The organism is Verrucomicrobium sp. BvORR106 (assembly GCF_000739655.1).
In the GTDB taxonomy this organism is placed as follows: Bacteria; Verrucomicrobiota; Verrucomicrobiia; order Verrucomicrobiales; family Verrucomicrobiaceae; genus Verrucomicrobium.
This window is the reverse complement of record NZ_BATR01000123.1, coordinates 1-17,512: the sequence shown is the minus strand read 5'-3', so window position 1 is coordinate 17,512 and position 17,512 is coordinate 1. Positions and strand designations below refer to the sequence as shown.

Annotated in this window: 13 protein-coding genes; 8 read left to right on the top strand and 5 right to left on the bottom strand. The window is 61.4% G+C overall.

Going from position 1 to position 17,512, the window contains the following annotated elements:
- Positions 1–24 precede the first annotated feature (24 nt).
- The 3 genes from glnT to BV106_RS22940 all read right to left on the bottom strand — a co-directional run bounded on the left by glnT (position 25) and on the right by BV106_RS22940 (position 4,489).
- The gene (glnT, locus tag BV106_RS22950; RefSeq protein WP_038168664.1) at positions 25–1,392 is read right to left on the bottom strand and encodes a type III glutamate--ammonia ligase; all 1,368 of its coding nucleotides are present in this window, start codon (positions 1,390–1,392) and stop codon (positions 25–27) included.
- A 47-nt stretch (positions 1,393–1,439) separates the two neighbouring features.
- The gene (locus BV106_RS22945; RefSeq protein ID WP_265595990.1) at positions 1,440–2,435 is read right to left on the bottom strand and encodes a LuxR C-terminal-related transcriptional regulator; all 996 of its coding nucleotides are present in this window, start codon (positions 2,433–2,435) and stop codon (positions 1,440–1,442) included.
- Positions 2,436–2,605: 170 nt separating this feature from the next.
- Positions 2,606–4,489, bottom strand: a complete 1,884-nt coding sequence (locus BV106_RS22940) for a GreA/GreB family elongation factor (protein ID WP_038168659.1) — start codon at positions 4,487–4,489, stop codon at positions 2,606–2,608.
- A 155-nt stretch (positions 4,490–4,644) separates the two neighbouring features.
- Here BV106_RS22940 and nikR point away from each other — a divergent pair, with 155 nt between their 5' ends.
- The 6 genes from nikR (at position 4,645) to BV106_RS22910 (ending at position 13,425) form a co-directional block, all read left to right on the top strand.
- Positions 4,645–5,151: a nickel-responsive transcriptional regulator NikR gene (nikR, locus tag BV106_RS22935; RefSeq protein WP_038168682.1), complete on the top strand. Its 507-nt coding sequence runs from the start codon at positions 4,645–4,647 to the stop codon at positions 5,149–5,151.
- Between the two features lie 61 nt (positions 5,152–5,212).
- Positions 5,213–5,950 carry an urea amidolyase associated protein UAAP1 gene (locus BV106_RS22930; protein ID WP_038168657.1) on the top strand — a complete coding sequence of 246 codons (738 nt, stop codon included), beginning with the start codon at positions 5,213–5,215 and terminating at the stop codon, positions 5,948–5,950.
- A 54-nt stretch (positions 5,951–6,004) separates the two neighbouring features.
- The gene (locus tag BV106_RS22925) at positions 6,005–6,643 is read left to right on the top strand and encodes an urea amidolyase associated protein UAAP2 (protein WP_038168655.1); all 639 of its coding nucleotides are present in this window, start codon (positions 6,005–6,007) and stop codon (positions 6,641–6,643) included.
- Between the two features lie 174 nt (positions 6,644–6,817).
- The gene (gene uca / locus BV106_RS22920; RefSeq protein WP_038168654.1) at positions 6,818–10,435 is read left to right on the top strand and encodes an urea carboxylase; all 3,618 of its coding nucleotides are present in this window, start codon (positions 6,818–6,820) and stop codon (positions 10,433–10,435) included.
- A 117-nt stretch (positions 10,436–10,552) separates the two neighbouring features.
- A complete protein-coding gene (atzF, locus tag BV106_RS22915) occupies positions 10,553–12,223 on the top strand; it encodes an allophanate hydrolase (protein WP_038168653.1) in 1,671 nt (556 codons plus the stop codon).
- Positions 12,224–12,315: 92 nt separating this feature from the next.
- Complete coding sequence (locus BV106_RS22910) at positions 12,316–13,425, top strand: hypothetical protein (protein ID WP_038168652.1); 1,110 nt, start codon at positions 12,316–12,318, stop codon at positions 13,423–13,425.
- A 49-nt stretch (positions 13,426–13,474) separates the two neighbouring features.
- Here the strand turns inward: BV106_RS22910 and BV106_RS22905 are convergent, their stop codons facing one another.
- Both BV106_RS22905 and BV106_RS22900 read right to left on the bottom strand, forming a co-directional pair.
- On the bottom strand, positions 13,475–14,545 hold the full coding sequence (locus BV106_RS22905; RefSeq protein WP_038168650.1) for a hypothetical protein: 1,071 nt from the start codon (positions 14,543–14,545) through the stop codon (positions 13,475–13,477).
- A gap of 90 nt (positions 14,546–14,635) precedes the next feature.
- Positions 14,636–15,007 (bottom strand): hypothetical protein, encoded by a 372-nt coding sequence (locus tag BV106_RS22900; RefSeq protein WP_038168648.1) that lies wholly within the window; start codon positions 15,005–15,007, stop codon positions 14,636–14,638.
- Between the two features lie 171 nt (positions 15,008–15,178).
- Between BV106_RS22900 and BV106_RS22895 the strand changes: the two genes are divergently transcribed.
- Together BV106_RS22895 and BV106_RS22890 are read left to right on the top strand one after the other, a co-directional pair.
- The gene (locus BV106_RS22895; RefSeq protein ID WP_038168646.1) at positions 15,179–15,595 is read left to right on the top strand and encodes a hypothetical protein; all 417 of its coding nucleotides are present in this window, start codon (positions 15,179–15,181) and stop codon (positions 15,593–15,595) included.
- Between the two features lie 470 nt (positions 15,596–16,065).
- A partial coding sequence (locus BV106_RS22890) for a TonB-dependent receptor (protein WP_038168643.1) occupies positions 16,066–17,512 on the top strand: 1,447 nt, incomplete at its 3' end.

The window sequence follows — 17,512 nt, the reverse complement described above, 5'->3', positions numbered from 1 at the left end:
CGAGGAGGTGTGCTCGGACGTTCATCAGAAGAGGCTGGCGTACTTCTGCACTTCCCACGGGCTGATGGTGAGGTGGTACTCCTCCCACTCGGCGCGTTTGTACTCGATGAACTCCTTCTTCAGCGCGGAGCCAAGCACCTGCTCCGTGAAGGGGTCATCCTCAAAGGCCTGCACCGCCTCTGCCAGCGTGCGCGGCAGAGCCTGCACTCCACGCTCGGCCAATTCGGCATCCGTCAGTTCATAGAGGTTCTCCGTCTGCGGTTGACCGGGCATGAGCCCCTCTCGCACCCCTTCCAAGCCTGCCGCCAGCACCAGCGCCCCGGCGAGGTATGGGTTGCAGGAGGAATCCGCATTCCGCGACTCGCAACGTCCCCCGGCCATGGGCACCCGCACGGAGTTGGTGCGGTTGTTGGTGCCAAAGGAGTTGAACACCGGAGCCCATGAATAGTACCCCATGGCACCACGACGAATGAGCCGCTTGTAAGAGTTCACCGTGGGGGCAAAGGCGGCACACAAGGCCCGCCCATGCCGCAGGATGCCCGCAATGAAGGAGTACCCCAGGCTGGTGAGCCCCAGCCCATAAGCATCTGGTTCACCAGGAGCCGCCTTGAAAAGATTCCGCCCAGTCTCCAGATCGCTCAGGGACATGTTGAAGTGCGCCCCGTTCCCCGTCTTGTCCGCAAACGGCTTCGGCATGAAAGTGGCCAGCAAGCCCGCATCTGCCGCCAGCTTCTTGGCCAGGAAGCGGAAGAACACATAGCGATCCGCCATGGTCAGGCCATCGGCGAACTTGAAGTCGAACTCGAACTGTGAGTTCCCGTCCTCGTGATCCAGTGAGTAGAGATCCCAGCCTAGACCGTTGATGGTGGTCGCGATGCGATCCACGAGGCCGTACACATCCATGAAGCGCTTCACGTCATAACAGCTCTTCATGAGGTTGTCGTCCGGGTTGGGCACCACCAACCGCCCCTCTTCCTGCTTCACGAAGTACACTTCGCACTCGATGCCCAGGTTGAATCCGAATCCCATGGAGCGCGCCTGCTCCAGCACGCGACCAAAGGCCACTCGCGTGCTGACTTCATAAGGCTGCCCGTGAAACGCCAGATCCGCCGGGTACCACATGACCTCCGGCTGCCAGGGCAGTTGCACGCCACGACTGAGATCCGGCACACTGGAGAGCTCATCATCATTCGGCCTCTGCCCCAGCCCATCCAGCGCATAGCCCGTGTACAGTTCTGAACCTTGGGCAAAGTTCTCAAAGTGGTTTACCGGCACCACCTTGCCCTTGGGCACACCGTGGATGTCCACATAGGCGCCGATGCAATATTTCACCCCTTTGGCAATGAGGTCTTCCTTGATGGCCTTGAGTTCGGCGGGAGTCGTTGAAGTCATGCCGGACAGTGCGGCAGTCGTCTCGATCCCGATATAGGTCGGTGGACCTATGCCGCGCGCTTTTTCGGCTGGGATTGGGAATGCAGGGCGGCCGCAACGCGATTCTCCACTCCCAGCTTGGCCAGCACCCGCTCCACGTGGCGCTTCACGGTGTGTGTGCTGATGCCCAGGATCACGCCGATCTCCGGGTTGCTCTTGCCCTCCTGCATCCACTCCAGCACCTCCTGCTCGCGGGCAGTCAGCGTATCACCCTGGGTCTGCAAGCTCCCATCAAGATCCTCTTCCACAATCAGCAGCGAAAGCCCTGATTCAGGATGCGGCGCATGCTTCAGTCGCAGGGCCTCGCTGCCCCGTCGCAGAGGGGCCAGCTCCGCCGTGCCCGGCAGCCCACGCACCCTGGCGATCTGCCGGAGAATGCCGGCCGGTATTTCCTGAACCAAACGTCGCCCCACAAAGGAGCTTAACAACTGCCGCGTACGCGCGCTCAGGTGGTCGATCCTGCCTCTTGCATCCAGACGCACAAAACCGCGATGCAAACTCTCCTCCAACTCCTCCGCTTCAGGTTGCAACAGACGATCCACCTCGATGTCGATTCCCGCCGCGCCAACACAGCGCCCTTGGTGAAAGATCGGAGCCACCTGGCTGGTGATGAATTCCTTGCGGCCTGACACCGGGAACTGGTAGGGGTCCATCACCGTCTCGCGGCCGCACCGGGTGGGCACGAGGTACCAGTCCCCCTGCCCCGGCACATCATAGTTCACGTTGGGCTCCAGATGCACCACGCCGCCTGCCCGGTTCCACAGCGGCACGAAGCGCCCGGTGCCATCGTGCCCAGGAGCATGGGCAAACTCGTGATCGCGACCGTCCAACGCATTGGGTTCCCAAACGGTCCAGACGCCCAAGTACTCCGGATGCTGCTCCAGAATACGCTGCAAGATGCTGCCATAGAGAGCCCGGTCCATAATCCCGAGTTCTCTCATGCCGCTGAAGGTCACGGCCAGTGCCTGCGCCGTGCTGATGATCTTAGAGGAGGAACTCTGCATGAGGAGCTGGGCATGGACTGTGAACTGACGGGGCTCCGGTCCATAGGAAGCAGGAGCCAAGCCAAATCCCGTCGGGAGCGGTCCGGCAGCCCCCAACCCCATCACCATCATGCAACAAAAAGCCCCCGACCGGCAGATGCCAGTCGGGGGCCGCGAATGCTTCAAAAGCGTCAACCTGCCACCGGTGCAGCCTCTGCGTGCGTGCGGAAGGGGCGGATGCCGACGACTTTCACCCGGCGGGTGCCTTGAGTATCCGTGGGCAACTCGGCTTCATCGCCCACTTTTTTGCCGATCAGAGCCTTGGCCATCTCGGACAGGTAGGAAAGGATGCTCTGGTCTGGATCTCCATCCCATGCCCCCAGAATGGTCTGGGTCTCGGTCTTGCCCGTCGCGACGTCCTGAATGTCCACGATGATGCCAATGCCGACCGTTTCCGTGCTGACGCCCACGAAGTCTGTACCCCGGGCGCGACGCAGTTCACGCTCATACGTGGACTGCATGCGGAGCAACACGGCCTGGTGCTGACGGGCGGACTTGTACTCAAAGTTCTCACGCAGATCGCCGTACTCACGGGCAATCTGGATGTCCTTCTTGTTCTGCGGGATCTTCACACGCACGAGCTCCTCAAGCTCGACCTTGCGTTTCTCCATACTTTCCCAAGATACGACCAGGGCGGCAGCCTGATTGCTGCCGGTGTCGTCCATCAGTTCCTGAGTCTCCGGCCGGGCCTTGATCAAGCGCCCCATGAGGGAACGGCGGGTCAATTCGTCGAACACCGGGCTGGAGAGAATGCGTTTGGCAAACAGGCGCAGTTCATCTGCATCCGCATCGCCCACCATCTCACCCACGAGGCCGATATCTTCAGCGAAGGCGTCGTGCAGGCGACCTGTGCGCTTGGGGCCACCAGCAATATGGTCGTCCTCAAGGGCGCTGATGATCGCGTTGCCGAGGTCCATGTCGAACACGCCTTCAGCCTTACCCTTACGCTCCTTGCACATCCAGATGAGGAGGTCCGTGCTGAGCTGACGGTTGCGCACGGCCTTCTTCAAGAAGTCCGCGAGCAGATCGATTTCATCATTTGCATCCAGCACCGCCGCAATTTCGGCCACGGCACGCCCACCCGTCTTGGTGAGGTGATTAAGCGATTCCTGCACCCAGGCCCGATCAGGGAAGGCAGCCGGGAAAGCCTTGTACACGCGGCTCAGCAGCGCCACGGGCAGACCGTTCACGGCATCTGCCAGCTGAGGTCTGGCGTCACGCAGGAGTTGCTCCACTGTCAGGGAGCCTTCCGGCAGCGCTGCGCCTTTGGCAGAGTCCAGCAGTTCATCGCGGGAGAGCAGAAGGTTCAGCGCTTCCTTCAACTGCAGCTTCCAGGACTTGCGCACCGTGATATCCAGCTCCTGGAAAACGGGGATCAAATCTGCAGCATGGTTCTCAAAGAGGTCCAGATCCTTCTGGATGCGCGCCAAGGCATTCAGCTTTGCCCTGAGGTCGCGAGCGTTCCTCAGGTCATCCAGCATGGCATTGCCATGTCTCACGTCCTCGTCGCGCAGCACGAGAAGCTCCGTGCGCTTGGCGGGCACCACAATGTGGCGCTTGTCCTTCAGGGCCTTCTTTGCGGCGCTCCACCAGGACTTGTAATCGGCTTCCTTGATGATGCGGGGAATGAGGAGCCCTTCCAGCGCATCCAGGGACATCGTCTTGCCGCTGCTCTTCAGCGCCAGCGTCACGAGGTCAGCCGGGCGCTCCTTGGCCATGGTCTGCAGCGCTGGCAGATCGCCCACTCGGCGGGCCAGGATGTGCTCCGCTGCCAGTGGCTCCAGCGAGCCCGCTGCAAAGCCGAGCTTCATCGGGTGCCCCGGCTTGCCTTCGAAGTCAATCACCACCCGGTCTCCCAGCAAATCCCACTCAGCGATGCAACCGGCACCCCAGCTCTTGTGCTGGCAGAACGCTCCCACAGGGAGGTTGGAAAGCTTTTCACCATCGGCGCGCGACAGCTTGCCGGCATTGACCAGTTTCTCGACTTCAGGGGACATCATGGGAACCGTGAACATAAAGAAAAGGGGGAGGGGCGCAAAGGAAATGTCGGGGTTGTGCCAGGGGCTTGGCCTGAAGTTTGCTTGAAAAAACAACACGCTCTCGTGACTCACCCATGGCTCTTGGCATGTTTCGTGTTACGAAAACGAACATTCCTCACACCCATCACCCCATGCCAAAGCGCCAAGGTTCCAATCTTATCCGGTTCAGTGTTTCCATGCCCGCCAGCGCCGTGGAGGGGCTGGACCGCATGGCGACGGGCCGCGGTTTCGCGAACCGCTCCCAATGCCTGACCGCCCTGGTACGAGATCACCTCGTGGCTTATGCCAGTGAGCTGGGCGACACCGTGATGATGGGCGTGATCAGCCTGATCTATGATCACCAGAAGCGGAACCTGCAAAACACGCTGACCGACATCCAGCACAAGTACCTGCGAGAGATCGTGACCATCCAGCTCGTGCATCTTGAGGACAACCAGAGCCTGCAGATCATGCTCGTGCAGGGCCCGGCCCGCATCCTGCGGGAGATCAAGGAGGAGATGAGCGCGCTGAAAGGCGTCCGTCACGGCCAACTCCAGCTCAGCACCACCCTGCTGCCACCGCTTCACGAGGCCGGTGAATCCACCACCACGGCGCCCCACAAAAAGATCCGCCGCGCCGCGCCGCCGACCGAGTCCTAGCCCTCTCCACGAGCAGCCCCTTCACTATTCCGAACTCCGAATTCCATCTTCCGCATTCCCTATGTTCTCCCCCACTCCTGACATCCCTGAAGACAAGGTCCGTTTCCGCGAGGTTGTGCTCGGCGGTGCCAGTTGGTCCCATGTGCTGAAACGCGGCAGCACCTTGCGCATCATCGATCCCCAAGGCGGAGCCAATGTGTCCGCCCTGTTCTTCAACTTTGAGCTGATGGTGGAGCGCTACAACATGTCTGACACGCTCAAGGCTCAACACGTGGCCTATCTCACCACGGGGCGTGCCTTGTATTCGGACATGGGTCGGATTCTGGTGTCCGTCACCGATGACACCAGCGGCTGGCATGACACCATCTGCGGGCATAGCACGGCCACCCTGGTGGAGCGCAAGTACGGCAAGGCCACCTTCCAGGAGCAACGCAACAAGTACCATCGCAACGGGCGTGACAGCTTCTTGGTAGAGCTGGGCAAGTACGGCCTGGGTGCCAAAGACCTGGTGCCGAATGCCAATTTCTTCAGCAAGGTAACCGTCGATGACGTGGGCGGCCTTCACTTTGACGAGAGTCACGCCAAAGCCGGCACCTACGTAGATCTGCGCGCGGAGCTGAACACGCTCATGGTACTGAACACCTGTCCCCACCCACTCGCCCCAGGCGGCACCTACGATCCCAAGCCCGTGCATCTGGTGGTGTACTCCTCTGAGCCTGCTGGCCCCGATGATGTGGTCCGCAAGTTCCGCCCGGAGAACGACCGCGGCCTCATCCTCACCGACCGTTATTTCATGTAACGCGAAGCGCCCGCCCCCTTCCCATTTCTCTCTCCCTTTTTCCCTGTTCCCGCCATGAGCCTGACCCTGAGCCCACTCAATCCTGAGCAAGCAACCTACGACCAAGTCATCGAAGCTGGTGACGGCTGGATGTATGAGATCAAAAAAGGACAGACCTTCCGCATCGTGGATCTGGAGGGCAACCAGGCCGTGGACATCCTCTTCTACAACGCTGCCAACGCGGACGAACGCTACAGCGCCGTGGATACCATCCGTGAACAGGGTGCCATCTACCTCACCACGGGATCCACCCTGCTGTCCACCGAGCTGAACCCCATGCTCACGATCACCGCCGACACCTGCGGCCGTCACGACACCCTCGGTGGTGCCTGCGCCGCAGAGAGCAACATGGTGCGCTACGCCATCGAGAAGCGCTACATGCACAACTGTCGCGACACCTTCCTCCTCCAGATGGCGGAATACGGCCACGACTACTCCAAGCGAGACCTCACCAGCAATGTGAACTTCTTCATGAACGTGCCCGTCACGCCTGAAGGCAAGCTCACCTTTGAAGACGGCATTTCCGATGCGGGCAAGTACGTGGAGATGAAAGCCGAGATGGATGTGGTCGCATTGATCTCCAACTGCCCGCAGCTCAACAACCCCTGCAATGCTTACAATCCGACACCCATCCGGTTGCTCATCTGGGACTAAATCCTGAGCCGCCTAAAAAGGCGGTACTCCAGCCCTGCTGCGAAACCCAAGCGGCAAGAAGCTCGATCCAGAACGGCATCCCCTCCACTCCACCCCCAGACTCCCAACGAAGCGAGTTGGAGTACCGCCTTTAGGCGGCTGAAGCATCTCCCAGCACTCACTCTCATCCTTCCCATGTCTTCCACGCCCAAGGTCCTCATCGCCAATCGCGGTGCCATCTCATGCCGAGTCTCGCGCACTCTTAAACGTCTAGGCTATGGATCTGTAGCGGTTTACTCCGAGGCAGACAAGGCGTCACTTCATGTGGATGCCGCAGACGAGGCGGTTCTCATCGGCCCACCTTCCCCAAAAGAGAGCTACCTGGATACCGAAAAAGTCTTGGCAGCCGCAAAGGCCACCGGAGCCACGGCCATTCACCCAGGCTACGGATTCCTCAGTGAGAATCCAGACTTTGCACGCGCCTGTGAAGCGGCGGGAATTGCCTTCGTGGGACCCACGCCGGAGCAGATGGTCAAGTTCGGCCTCAAGCACACCGCGCGTGAGATCGCCATGGAGTCGGGCGTACCGTTGCTTCCCGGAACCGGGCTCCTCGCCACCGTGGATGAGGCGGTGGAGAAGGCCCAAGGCATCGGCTACCCCGTCATGCTCAAAAGCACCGCCGGTGGGGGTGGGATTGGCATGCGGGTCTGCGAGAACGACTCGGATCTACGGGCCCAGTTTGAATCGGTACAGCGCCTGAGCATGGCCAACTTCAAGGACAGCGGCCTGTTCCTGGAGAAGTTCGTCCGCCACGCCCGGCACATTGAGGTGCAAATCTTTGGCGATGGCGAAGGACGCATCCTCGCCCTGGGCGAACGCGACTGCTCGGTGCAGCGCCGCAATCAGAAGGTCATCGAAGAGACCCCTGCCCCGCATCTTTCTGCGGAGGGACGGGCCGAGCTGCTCGCCTGCGCGGAGCGGCTGGGCAAGGCGGTGAACTACCGCTCCGCTGGCACGGTCGAATTCGTCTACGATGCGGACAGCCGGAAGTTCTATTTCCTCGAGGTCAACACCCGCCTCCAGGTGGAGCATGGGGTGACCGAGGAAGTGCTGGGCATCGATCTCGTGGAGTGGATGGTGCGCCTGGCCGCGGGGGATCTGGGCTTCTGGCCTGAGACGCTGCCCGTTTCCCGGGGACACAGCATCCAGGCACGTGTCTATGCGGAAGATCCTGCCCGCAACTTCCAGCCCAGCAGCGGCATGCTCACCGCCGCAGCGTGGCCGCCAGAGGCCCGTGTGGAAACTTGGGTGACCCAAGGGGTCACCGTCTCCCCATTCTATGACCCGCTCGTAGCCAAGGTCATTGTGCATGCCGAGGATCGCGAGCAGGCCGTGGCAGCCCTGAGCAGCGCCTTGGAGGGCACGACTCTGGCAGGCATTGAGACCAACCGCAGCTACCTGCTGTCCGTCCTGCAGCACGCCCCCTTCCTCGCGGGCCACGCGACCACCCGCATGCTTTCGGAATTTGCCTGGCAGCCTCACACCATGGAGGTGCTGGAGCCCGGTGCCGTGACCACGGTCCAGGACTTCCCCGGTCGCTTGGGGTACTGGGACATTGGCGTGCCGCCATCCGGCCCCATGGACGATGTCTCCTTCCGTCTGGCAAACCGCCTCGTGGGCAACGACGATCATGCCGCGGGTTTGGAAATAACCATGGCCGGCCCCACGCTGAAGTTCCAGCAGGCCTGCACCGTGGCGCTCACTGGGGCCCGCATGAAACCAACCCTGAACGGCGAAGCGGTGCCGATGGACACGGCCATCGCCATCCCCGCCGGTGGCATCTTGAAAACAGGTCGTCTGGGCGACACGGGCGTGCGCGCCTACATGGCCGTGAGCGGCGGCCTGGATGTCCCGGTGTATCTCGGCAGTCGCTCCACCTTCACCTTGGGCGGCTTCGGCGGCCACGCAGGTCGCGCTCTGCGCGCGGGGGACATCATTCACCTGGGGGCGGCCGTAGAGACAGGCGTGGCCCCGGCCGCAACAAGCGTCACCGCTCCGAGCTGGAAGAACGAGTGGGTCATCCGCGTGACCTACGGTCCACACGGGGCACCTGATTTCTTCACGAACGAGGACATTGAGACCTTCTTCGCCACGGCGTGGAAGGTGCACTACAACTCCAACCCCACCGGCATCCGCCTCATTGGCCCCAAGCCCCGCTGGGCCCGCACGGATGGCGGAGAGGCCGGTCTGCACCCATCCAACATTCACGACAACGCCTACGCGATTGGCGCGATCGACTACACGGGCGACATGCCGATCATCCTCGGGCCAGACGGTCCCAGTTGCGGTGGCTTCGTCTGCCCGGCGGTGATCATTCGTGCCGACCGCTGGATGATGGGACAGCTCCGTCCCGGCGACACTTTGAAGTTCCTCCCCGTCACACTGGCGGAGGCGGAGGCCGCCGAACGCGCCACGGACACCGGGCTGGAATCCCTGACCTATGCCGCCGCCGCAGAAATCCCCGGCCCCGTGGTGGTGGCGGATCTTGAGAGCCCCGTCGCGGCCCTACGCCCTGCCACCGACACCCAGGTGGAGGTGCGCTACCGGGCCGCTGGAGACAAGTACCTGCTCGTGGAATACGGCCCCCTCGTGCTGGACATCACCCTGCGCGCCCGGGTTCACGCCCTCATGGAGTGGGTCAGGAAACAACACCTGCCGGGCCTGATTGACCTGACACCCGGCATCCGCTCCCTCCAGTTCCACTATGACAACCGGGTCATGCCCCGGCCCCAGCTTCTCGAGTTGCTGGCCCGGGCGGAAGATGAGCTGGGCGACTTGCGTGATTTCGAGGTGCCCTCGCGGATTGTATACCTGCCCCTCTCCTGGGACGATCCGGCCACCCGGCTCGCCATTGAGAAGTACATGCAGTCCGTGCGTCCTGATGCACCCTGGTGCCCGAGCAACATCGAGTTCATCCGCCGCATTAATGGACTGGAGAGCATCGAGGAAGTGCAGCGCATCGTCTTTGATGCCAGCTACATGGTCATGGGACTGGGAGACGTGTATCTGGGCGCCCCAGTGGCCACCCCGCTGGACCCCCGGCACCGGCTCGTGACGACCAAGTACAATCCCGCCCGCACCTGGACACCGGAGAACGCTGTGGGCATCGGGGGCGCTTACATGTGCGTCTATGGCATGGAGGGACCCGGCGGGTACCAGTTCGTCGGCCGTACCATTCAAATGTGGAACGCCTGGCGTCAGACGCAGGACTTCACCGGTGGGAAGCCGTGGCTGCTGCGTTTCTTCGACCAGATTCGCTTCTATCCGGTGAGCGCAGAGGAACTCTTGAAGCTTCGCGAAGATTTCCCCCTGGGTCGATTCCAGCTCAAGATTGAGGAAACCACTTTCAAGCTGGGCGACTACCTCGGCTTCCTGGAAGAGAACGCCGAATCCATCGCCGATTTCCGCATCACTCAACGGCAGGCGTTTCAGGAGGAGCGCGAGCGTTGGGCTGCGGCAGGGCAAAATGTGGCCGCCTCTGAACCCGAGGCGGAGCCGCCACCGGTGGAAGATGAGCTGGCCCCTGAAGGGTGCGAACTGGTGCGCACCCCGCTCACTGGGAACCTCTGGAAAGTGCTCGTGGAGCCCGGACAGGAGGTCAAAGAGGGTCAGGCTGTCGTCATCGTGGAAGCGATGAAGATGGAAGCCGAGATCGTCAGCCCCGCTTCCGGCCGGGTCCGGGAGATTCGCGTGGCGGCGGGCAAGCAGGTCCAGTCCGGTCAGGCTCTGATCGTGGTGGACACCGCCGCCTGATGCGGCAGCCTCCCAAAATTACTACAACCACCGGCCAAACAGGCACGCGACATGCTTGAATAACCGGATTCATTTCCTGACCACTGCTTACCTCTACCTCTCACCCTTTACCACCCCGTGCCTGACTCCCCCGCTGACCGCCATGCCACCCTCTACGCAGAACGCAACGGCCCCGTCTGGATCGACGTGGTGTCTCCTGAAGCCTTCGCGACGGAACTGGCAGCTGCCACGGGCCCACTCGTGGGCAAGCTCTTTGCCGTAAAGGACAACATCGACGCCCTACCCCTGCCCACCACCGCAGGGTGTCCCGCCTATCGATACCAACCCACAGAGGACAATCCGGTCGTTGCTTCCCTGCGTGCCGCCGGTGCGGTCGTGGCGGGCAAGACCACGCTGGACCAGTTCGCCACAGGCCTGGTGGGCACACGCTCCCCCTTCGGTCTTTGCCGTAATGTCCTGAACCCTGACTACATCTCCGGAGGCTCCAGCTCCGGCTCTGCCGTGGCGGTGGCCAGCGGGCAGGTGGACTTTGCCCTGGGCACCGATACGGCAGGCTCAGGGCGCGTGCCCTGCATCCTGAATGGGATTGTGGGATACAAGCCGACCAAGGGTGTGCTCAGCACCCGAAATGCCGTTCCCGCCTGTCGCTCGCTGGACTGCATCACCCTCATGGCCAAAACGGTGGCCGAGCTGCGCGACCTCGCGCCTCATGCGCGTCACTACGATCCCCTGGACCCCATGTCCCGCCCGTGGCACTCCGTTCGTGATGGCCGGGGTCAGGGAGCCTTTACCTTTGCCGTGCCGCGGCCCGAGCAGTTGCAGTTCTTTGGCGACAGTGAAGCCGCCGCACTCTACGCAGCAGCCTGCGACAAGCTGACCACCTTGGGCGGCACAAAAATTGAGATCGACTACGCCCCCTTTGCCGAAGCCGCCGCGCTGCTCTACCAAGGCCCGTGGGTGGCAGAGCGCTACGCCGCCGTCGGCCAGTGGCTGGAGGAGCATCATGCGGAGGCGGATCCGACCGTATCGAAGATCATTCTGGGAGGTCGTGACCTCAAAGCGAGCGCAGTCTACACTTCCGCCATTAGACTCGCCGAGTTGAGGCGCATCAGTGATGAAGTCTTCGCCAAGGTGGACTTCCTGGTCGTTCCCACCGTCCCCAGCGTGTACACCATCGACGAAGTCCAGGCGAATCCCGTGGAGCTCAACAGCAGGCTGGGCACCTACAACAACTTCGTCAACCTGCTCGATCTGGCGGCGGTCGCCGTCCCCGCAGGTCGTTGGAGCCACGGAGTAGGTTTTGGCTTGAACCTGGTGGCTCCGGCGTTTGCCGATGACAGCCTCTTGGATCTCGCCGCTCGTTTCCTTGGCGAACCCCTGCCCAAGCGCATGGCGTCACCCGAAGGCCCTGTTGCTCTCGCGGTCGTTGGAGCTCACCTGCACGGCCAACCGCTACACGGGCAACTGGTCCAGCTGGGGGCCACCCTGCAACAGGGCACCACCACGGCCACCTCCTACAAACTCTATGCTCTGGCCAACACGACCCCTCCCAAGCCAGGGCTGGAACGGGTCAAAGAAGGAGGCACCGCCATCGAGATCGAGGTGTACACGCTGTCTGCCGAGGCCTTTGGCCGATTCACTGCCGGAGTTCCCGCTCCCATGACCATTGGCAATCTGGAGCTCGCCGACGGCACCTGGGTCAAGGGCTTCATGTGCGAACCGTATGTGCTGGCAGATGCCACAGACATCACCTCCTACGGTGGATGGCGGGCGTACCTCAGTCGATAAGAGACACCTCACCACGCCATCTCCACTCGCCCTCCCCAAGCGCACAAAACCCTTACCCCTCTTCCCTTTTCCCTCTTCCCTCTCTGCCCAACGTGACCTACCTGCCGCTGTACCTCCTTGGGCTTCTGGTCACCTTCTACGTGTGGCTTGTGGTGTCGAGGGTGTTTCATGAAGTGGTACGGGGCATTGCGGCGCGGCTGGTGGGGTATGCGCCTCGCACCGTGACCATTGGCATCGGCGAGGTGTGGTGGAGCCACCGGATCGGCCGGACGTGGGTTGAGTGGACGCCCGCCCCGCTCTTCAGTCAGGCCACGCTGCATATGCCCTCCCAGTTGGGCCTGACCTGGCGCTGGTCCACCTGTATTCTGGCGGCAGTGGCCATGGATATTTCCCTACTGGCCGTCATGATGACGGCGCGGGATGCTCTGCACACCGCGTACCCCGTGCTTCCTTTGTGGACAGTGCCCATCCTTTGCCTGCCCTATGCGCAGTTGCTGGTGACCGTGCTGAACCTCATGCCCGTGGAGATCCATGGCGAGTCCAAGCACGAGCCTGTGTTCTACTCAGATGGAAACCTGCTGCTGGCGCTGCTCTGGGGCCGCTTTGCCGACGTGCCGGACTTGATGGTGGACCGCTACGTGAGGTCCGTCCAGGCCTATGACCCGGCCTTCCAGAAACAAGACTCCCCAATTCTCACCCACATGCCTCCTGCCATCTGGCGGCGCTTTCTTGAAGTCCATCTGGACGAGGCGAGTGGCGACTACGATTCCGTCGTCTGGCACTGCAAACGGCTGCTCCACACCGTCGATTTTGCGCCCGGAGAACGGGCCCGGCTCCTCGACACGATCGCCTCCATTCCGGTCTTTCACCATGCGCCTGGGCTCCGTCATCGCGCCTTGCGCCTCTGCTCCCAAGCCCACGCGTTATTTCCCAAGTCCGCAAAACTCCAGATGACCATGGGCTGTCTCTTGATCCAAGACGGCTGCATTCCCGAAGGTCTGGCGCTCTTGGAACCGGTGGCGGAACTGGAACACCTGACCAAGGCGGAGCAAGCCATCTGCGCGAGCCACCTGGCCATTGCGCATCACCACCTGGGAGACTTGCTGGAAACGAAGTACTGGCTCACAAGCGCCGACGAAAAGGCTGCGGACCCGACGACCAAGGCTGCCGTGGACCGTCTCTGCGTCAAAGCACGCCCCTAGGTGGTTCAAAGCTAACGACTGCTGCCAGCCTCCTTGCCTCCCAGCGTGCTCAAGCATCCACTGAGTAGATCGCGACCTTGCCACGACGATCTGCCAGCACGACCCGTCTGCCCTCAGAGGAGATTGCCAGAGAGACGAAACGATTCTGCTGTGCCTGACTGACCGGGCTCGCCCCTGACCTTGAATCAGGATCCGCCCGCCACGTTTGCATGCAACGCATGGCCTCCGTGTCCCATACCTCACACACGCCATCACGTAGCACCGCCAATCGTGCACCTGCTGAATCCCGGGACAACGACATGGCCTCACCGCATAGATTCACTTCGTGCTGGGTCCACTTCCAGCCCCAACGCTTGTACCAGACTCGAATGTGCGAAGCCTCGTTCTGACTACTGGCCACCCCCTTGCGCGCCGATACAGCGACACGCTCCCGGCCAAACAGACGGTTGCGATCCAGACTGCTCAGCACTTCGGCGTAGGCTACCAAGGACCCGGTGCCATCCATTTTTTCATACGCTGCGTCATCGCCGCCGCTTTCGAGAGACAACGTATCCAGCCAGGAGATCCACCGCGTGGAGGATCCGCCGGTGTGCTCGTAGTGCCCGTAGGGATTGATGGAGAGGTAGTCCTCATCCTCATGCCTTGCGATCATGGCCAGGCGATCATCCACCATGGCGACGGCCGTGACCTTTGCATCTTCCCACAGCTTCTTGTGCTTCCTCCCGGTCACCCCCTCTCGAGAGTTGGCGTCCACCGCATCCTTGTGGCCAATCAGCAATCTTCTTCCCTGAGGTGACAGACTCAATACACCACCGGAGAGGGCGAACTCGTGCCACTCTCCCCTCGGCGACAAATCACGACGCCACACCTGGTCTTCATAGCTGGCGAACAACGCCGAGTCATTCACCGCCACTGACACAGGGACCTTACCCACCAATCCCAAGGCCGGAGCGTCCTTCTGATCCAACACCGTTCGAAATTTCAGGTCCGAGCCCTCCTCCCTCGCCCAGACCAGGATCCTTCCCGATGGAGTCCCTGCCGCCACATAGCCCGCCGCAGGAGACCACGACAAATGGCACACCGGATCATAGTCATTGATCAGCACGACGGGATCGACCATGCGACTATTTTTCCATCAACAGCTGGACTCCACAATGGCAATCCAGCGTGTCACAGCCGTCCGTTGCGAGCCCGGCTCGGATCACACCGTCTACGCCAGGATATCCAGTCGCCTAAATTCTCCCTCGTCATTCACAAACGCTTGCGAATAGGGCTCGGGCGATTGAAGCCGCACCATCCACCAGAAATGGTTACCGGACGCGCTGGCCAGGCGTGAGGTTCCGTCGCCCTCCTGAACCACCGGTCTGCCCTGAGACCATCCACCCTGCCTACCAAAGAACATTTGCCCATTCTCAAACTTGTAGGGAGCCACCTCCATCATCCGCCCCCTTCCGTCATTGAACTCCCAGTAGCTCAGACCATCTCCAGTAAAGTGGTAGATGGTTTTTCCATCGTATCCAGGATGACTGGAGCGCACAAAGTGCCAGGATCCAACGATGCTGCCAGCAAAGGGAGTTTCCATGGGGTATTCCACTGAGCCCAAGCAAGATTTCCTGCCGACTCCAAAGTCACCGTGATGAACGCGGCCGCCTTGCCTCTCGTTGCAATCCCACTGGAAAAAACGTCGCACTTGAAGGATTCGGCTTGCCACACCGTTGTCTTTGCGGTCTAAACAGCAGACCGCACCCTGCACATGCCTCGCGCTCTTGCCTGGATACTGATTGCCATCGCCTCCCTGCGTCTCGCGGGTGGCGATCTTTTGGTGCTGCAGGTGGCTGCGTGGAGCGGCATGATTGCGACCCGCACGGCCGAACAAGGCCTGACGGAAGCTGTGAAGACAACGTTCGACGGGGACCACCCCTGCCGCCTTTGTTCGATGGTCAAGGAAGCCGCCGTGGCAGAGGAGAAGGCCCCCACCTCCACGTCCAGCAGCTCCAAGTCACCCGTCAAATCAGAGCTGGCCAAGCTCAAAGAATTTGTTCCCATGAGCCCGGTGGCCATGCCTCAGGCTCACGAGATCGCCAGCCTGCCCCAGGCAGAATGGTTCAATAACTTCACTGCCGGGCGTCATGACGCGCCCCAGCTTCCGCCTCCCCAGATTCTCGCGTAAGAGAGAGAGGCGATCTTGGCCTCGTCCGCCGCATTGCGCCAACTCCCGTCTGCGCTGTCTTCATGACAGCCTGACCGCTCTTCCAAGGGAATCTGATTCTTCGGACCCTCGTTGAGTAATGGCGCAGGCCGTACGAGAGCCACATCGCAGGAAAAGTCGCAACAGGGAACCTCATGGCCGGATGCCGTGAGTGCACTAAATCGAGGAGGGCCATTCGCGTGCCGTCTTCCGAGCTCCGAGGAGTTCGCCTTATCCCTTGCCCCTCTTTCCTTTTCCCTCTCTCCCCCGCCCCCACTTTCAGGTCCTGAGCAGAGTACCTGAGATACGCGGCACGTCCCCCTCTGCCACCGGTATTGGCAGAGGGGGCGGGCCGTCAGCGGACTGCGCATGCCCAGAATTGCTTCCGACATACAAGGCCGGTTCGCCGCCTCTATTTTCGCCATTCATCGTCAAATCACAACCAACAACACATGAAACACACTCAATCCCTGCTGCTCCTACTGGCAGGCGTGCTCCCCTCCCAGCTCAGTCACGGGCAAACGCCCGCGACCAGCGTCCCCACCACGACGGAGCTCCCGACCGTCACGGTGACCGCCACACCCGAATCTCTCACTGTGCCCACCATCGCCCAAGCCGAGCAAGAACTCGCCCTGGTGACTGGCGGCACTGGCGTGGTCAACGCCGAAGACTACAAGAAAGGCCGCGCCGTCACCCTGAAAGACGCGCTCGACTTCGCCACGGGGGTGTACACACAACCCCGATTTGGCGCGGAAGAGGCCCGCATCTCCATCCGCGGTTCCGGCATTCAGCGTACCTTCCACGGGCGCGGCATCAAGGTGCTGCAAGATGGCATTCCCATCAACCTGGCGGACGGCGGATTCGACATGCAGTCGATTGAACCGCTGGCGGCTGATTACATCGAAGTGTACCGCGGCGCCAATGCCCTGCGTTACGGCTCCACCACGCTGGGCGGTGTAGTGAACTTTGTCTCACCCACCGGCTACACCGCACCAGCTTTCCAAGGCCGGTTCGAGTACGGGAGCTTCAACACCTTCCGCGGCCAGTTGAGCGCTGCGGATGTGCTGGGGAATCTGGACTACTATGCGACAGTCACGCACTTCTCGACTGAAGGCTTCCGCGACCACAGCGACCAGAACACCCAGCGCTTCTTCAGCAACGTGGGCTTCAAGTTCTCCGAAGACGTGGAGACCCGCTTCTACCTGACCTATGTGCACACCGACTCGGAACTCCCGGGCAACCTGACCAAGGAGCAGCTTCGCAACAATCCGGACCGCGCCCAGCGCAGCCCGTTTGCCAAGCAGTTCGACTACATTGACAGCGACTGGCAGCGCAACTTTGAACTGTTCCGCATCGCCAACCGTACCACATGGAATCTGGGGGATGATCAGCACCTGTCCTTCTCCAGCTTCTATGCGTACAAGGACCTGGACCACCCGATCCTGTTTGTGATTGATCAGATCAGCCACGACTTCGGCTTTGATCTGAACTACCTGAGCAAGGCCGACCTCGCGGGTCACAAGAATCAGTTCATCGCTGGCATCACCCCGACCTTCGGCCTCGTGGACGACGTCCGCTTTGCCAACGTGCTGGGCAAGCGCGGGGCGAAGTTCGCGGACAGCTATCAGCAGGCCACGAATGTGGACTTCTATCTGGAAGACCTGTTCTACCTTACGGATCGCTTTGCCGTCTCCGTGGGTGGCCAGATCAGTTATGCCCGTCGTGACAATGAAGACCGCTTCCCTGTTAGTGCCACGAACCCTGACAACAGCGATGTGCAGGACTGGTGGGGCTACAGCCCGAAGGTGGGTCTCCTCTATGAGCTGTCTGACAGCGCTCAGGTGTTCTTCAACGCCGGCCGCAGCTTCGAGCCGCCATCGTTCGGCGAACTGAGCAACT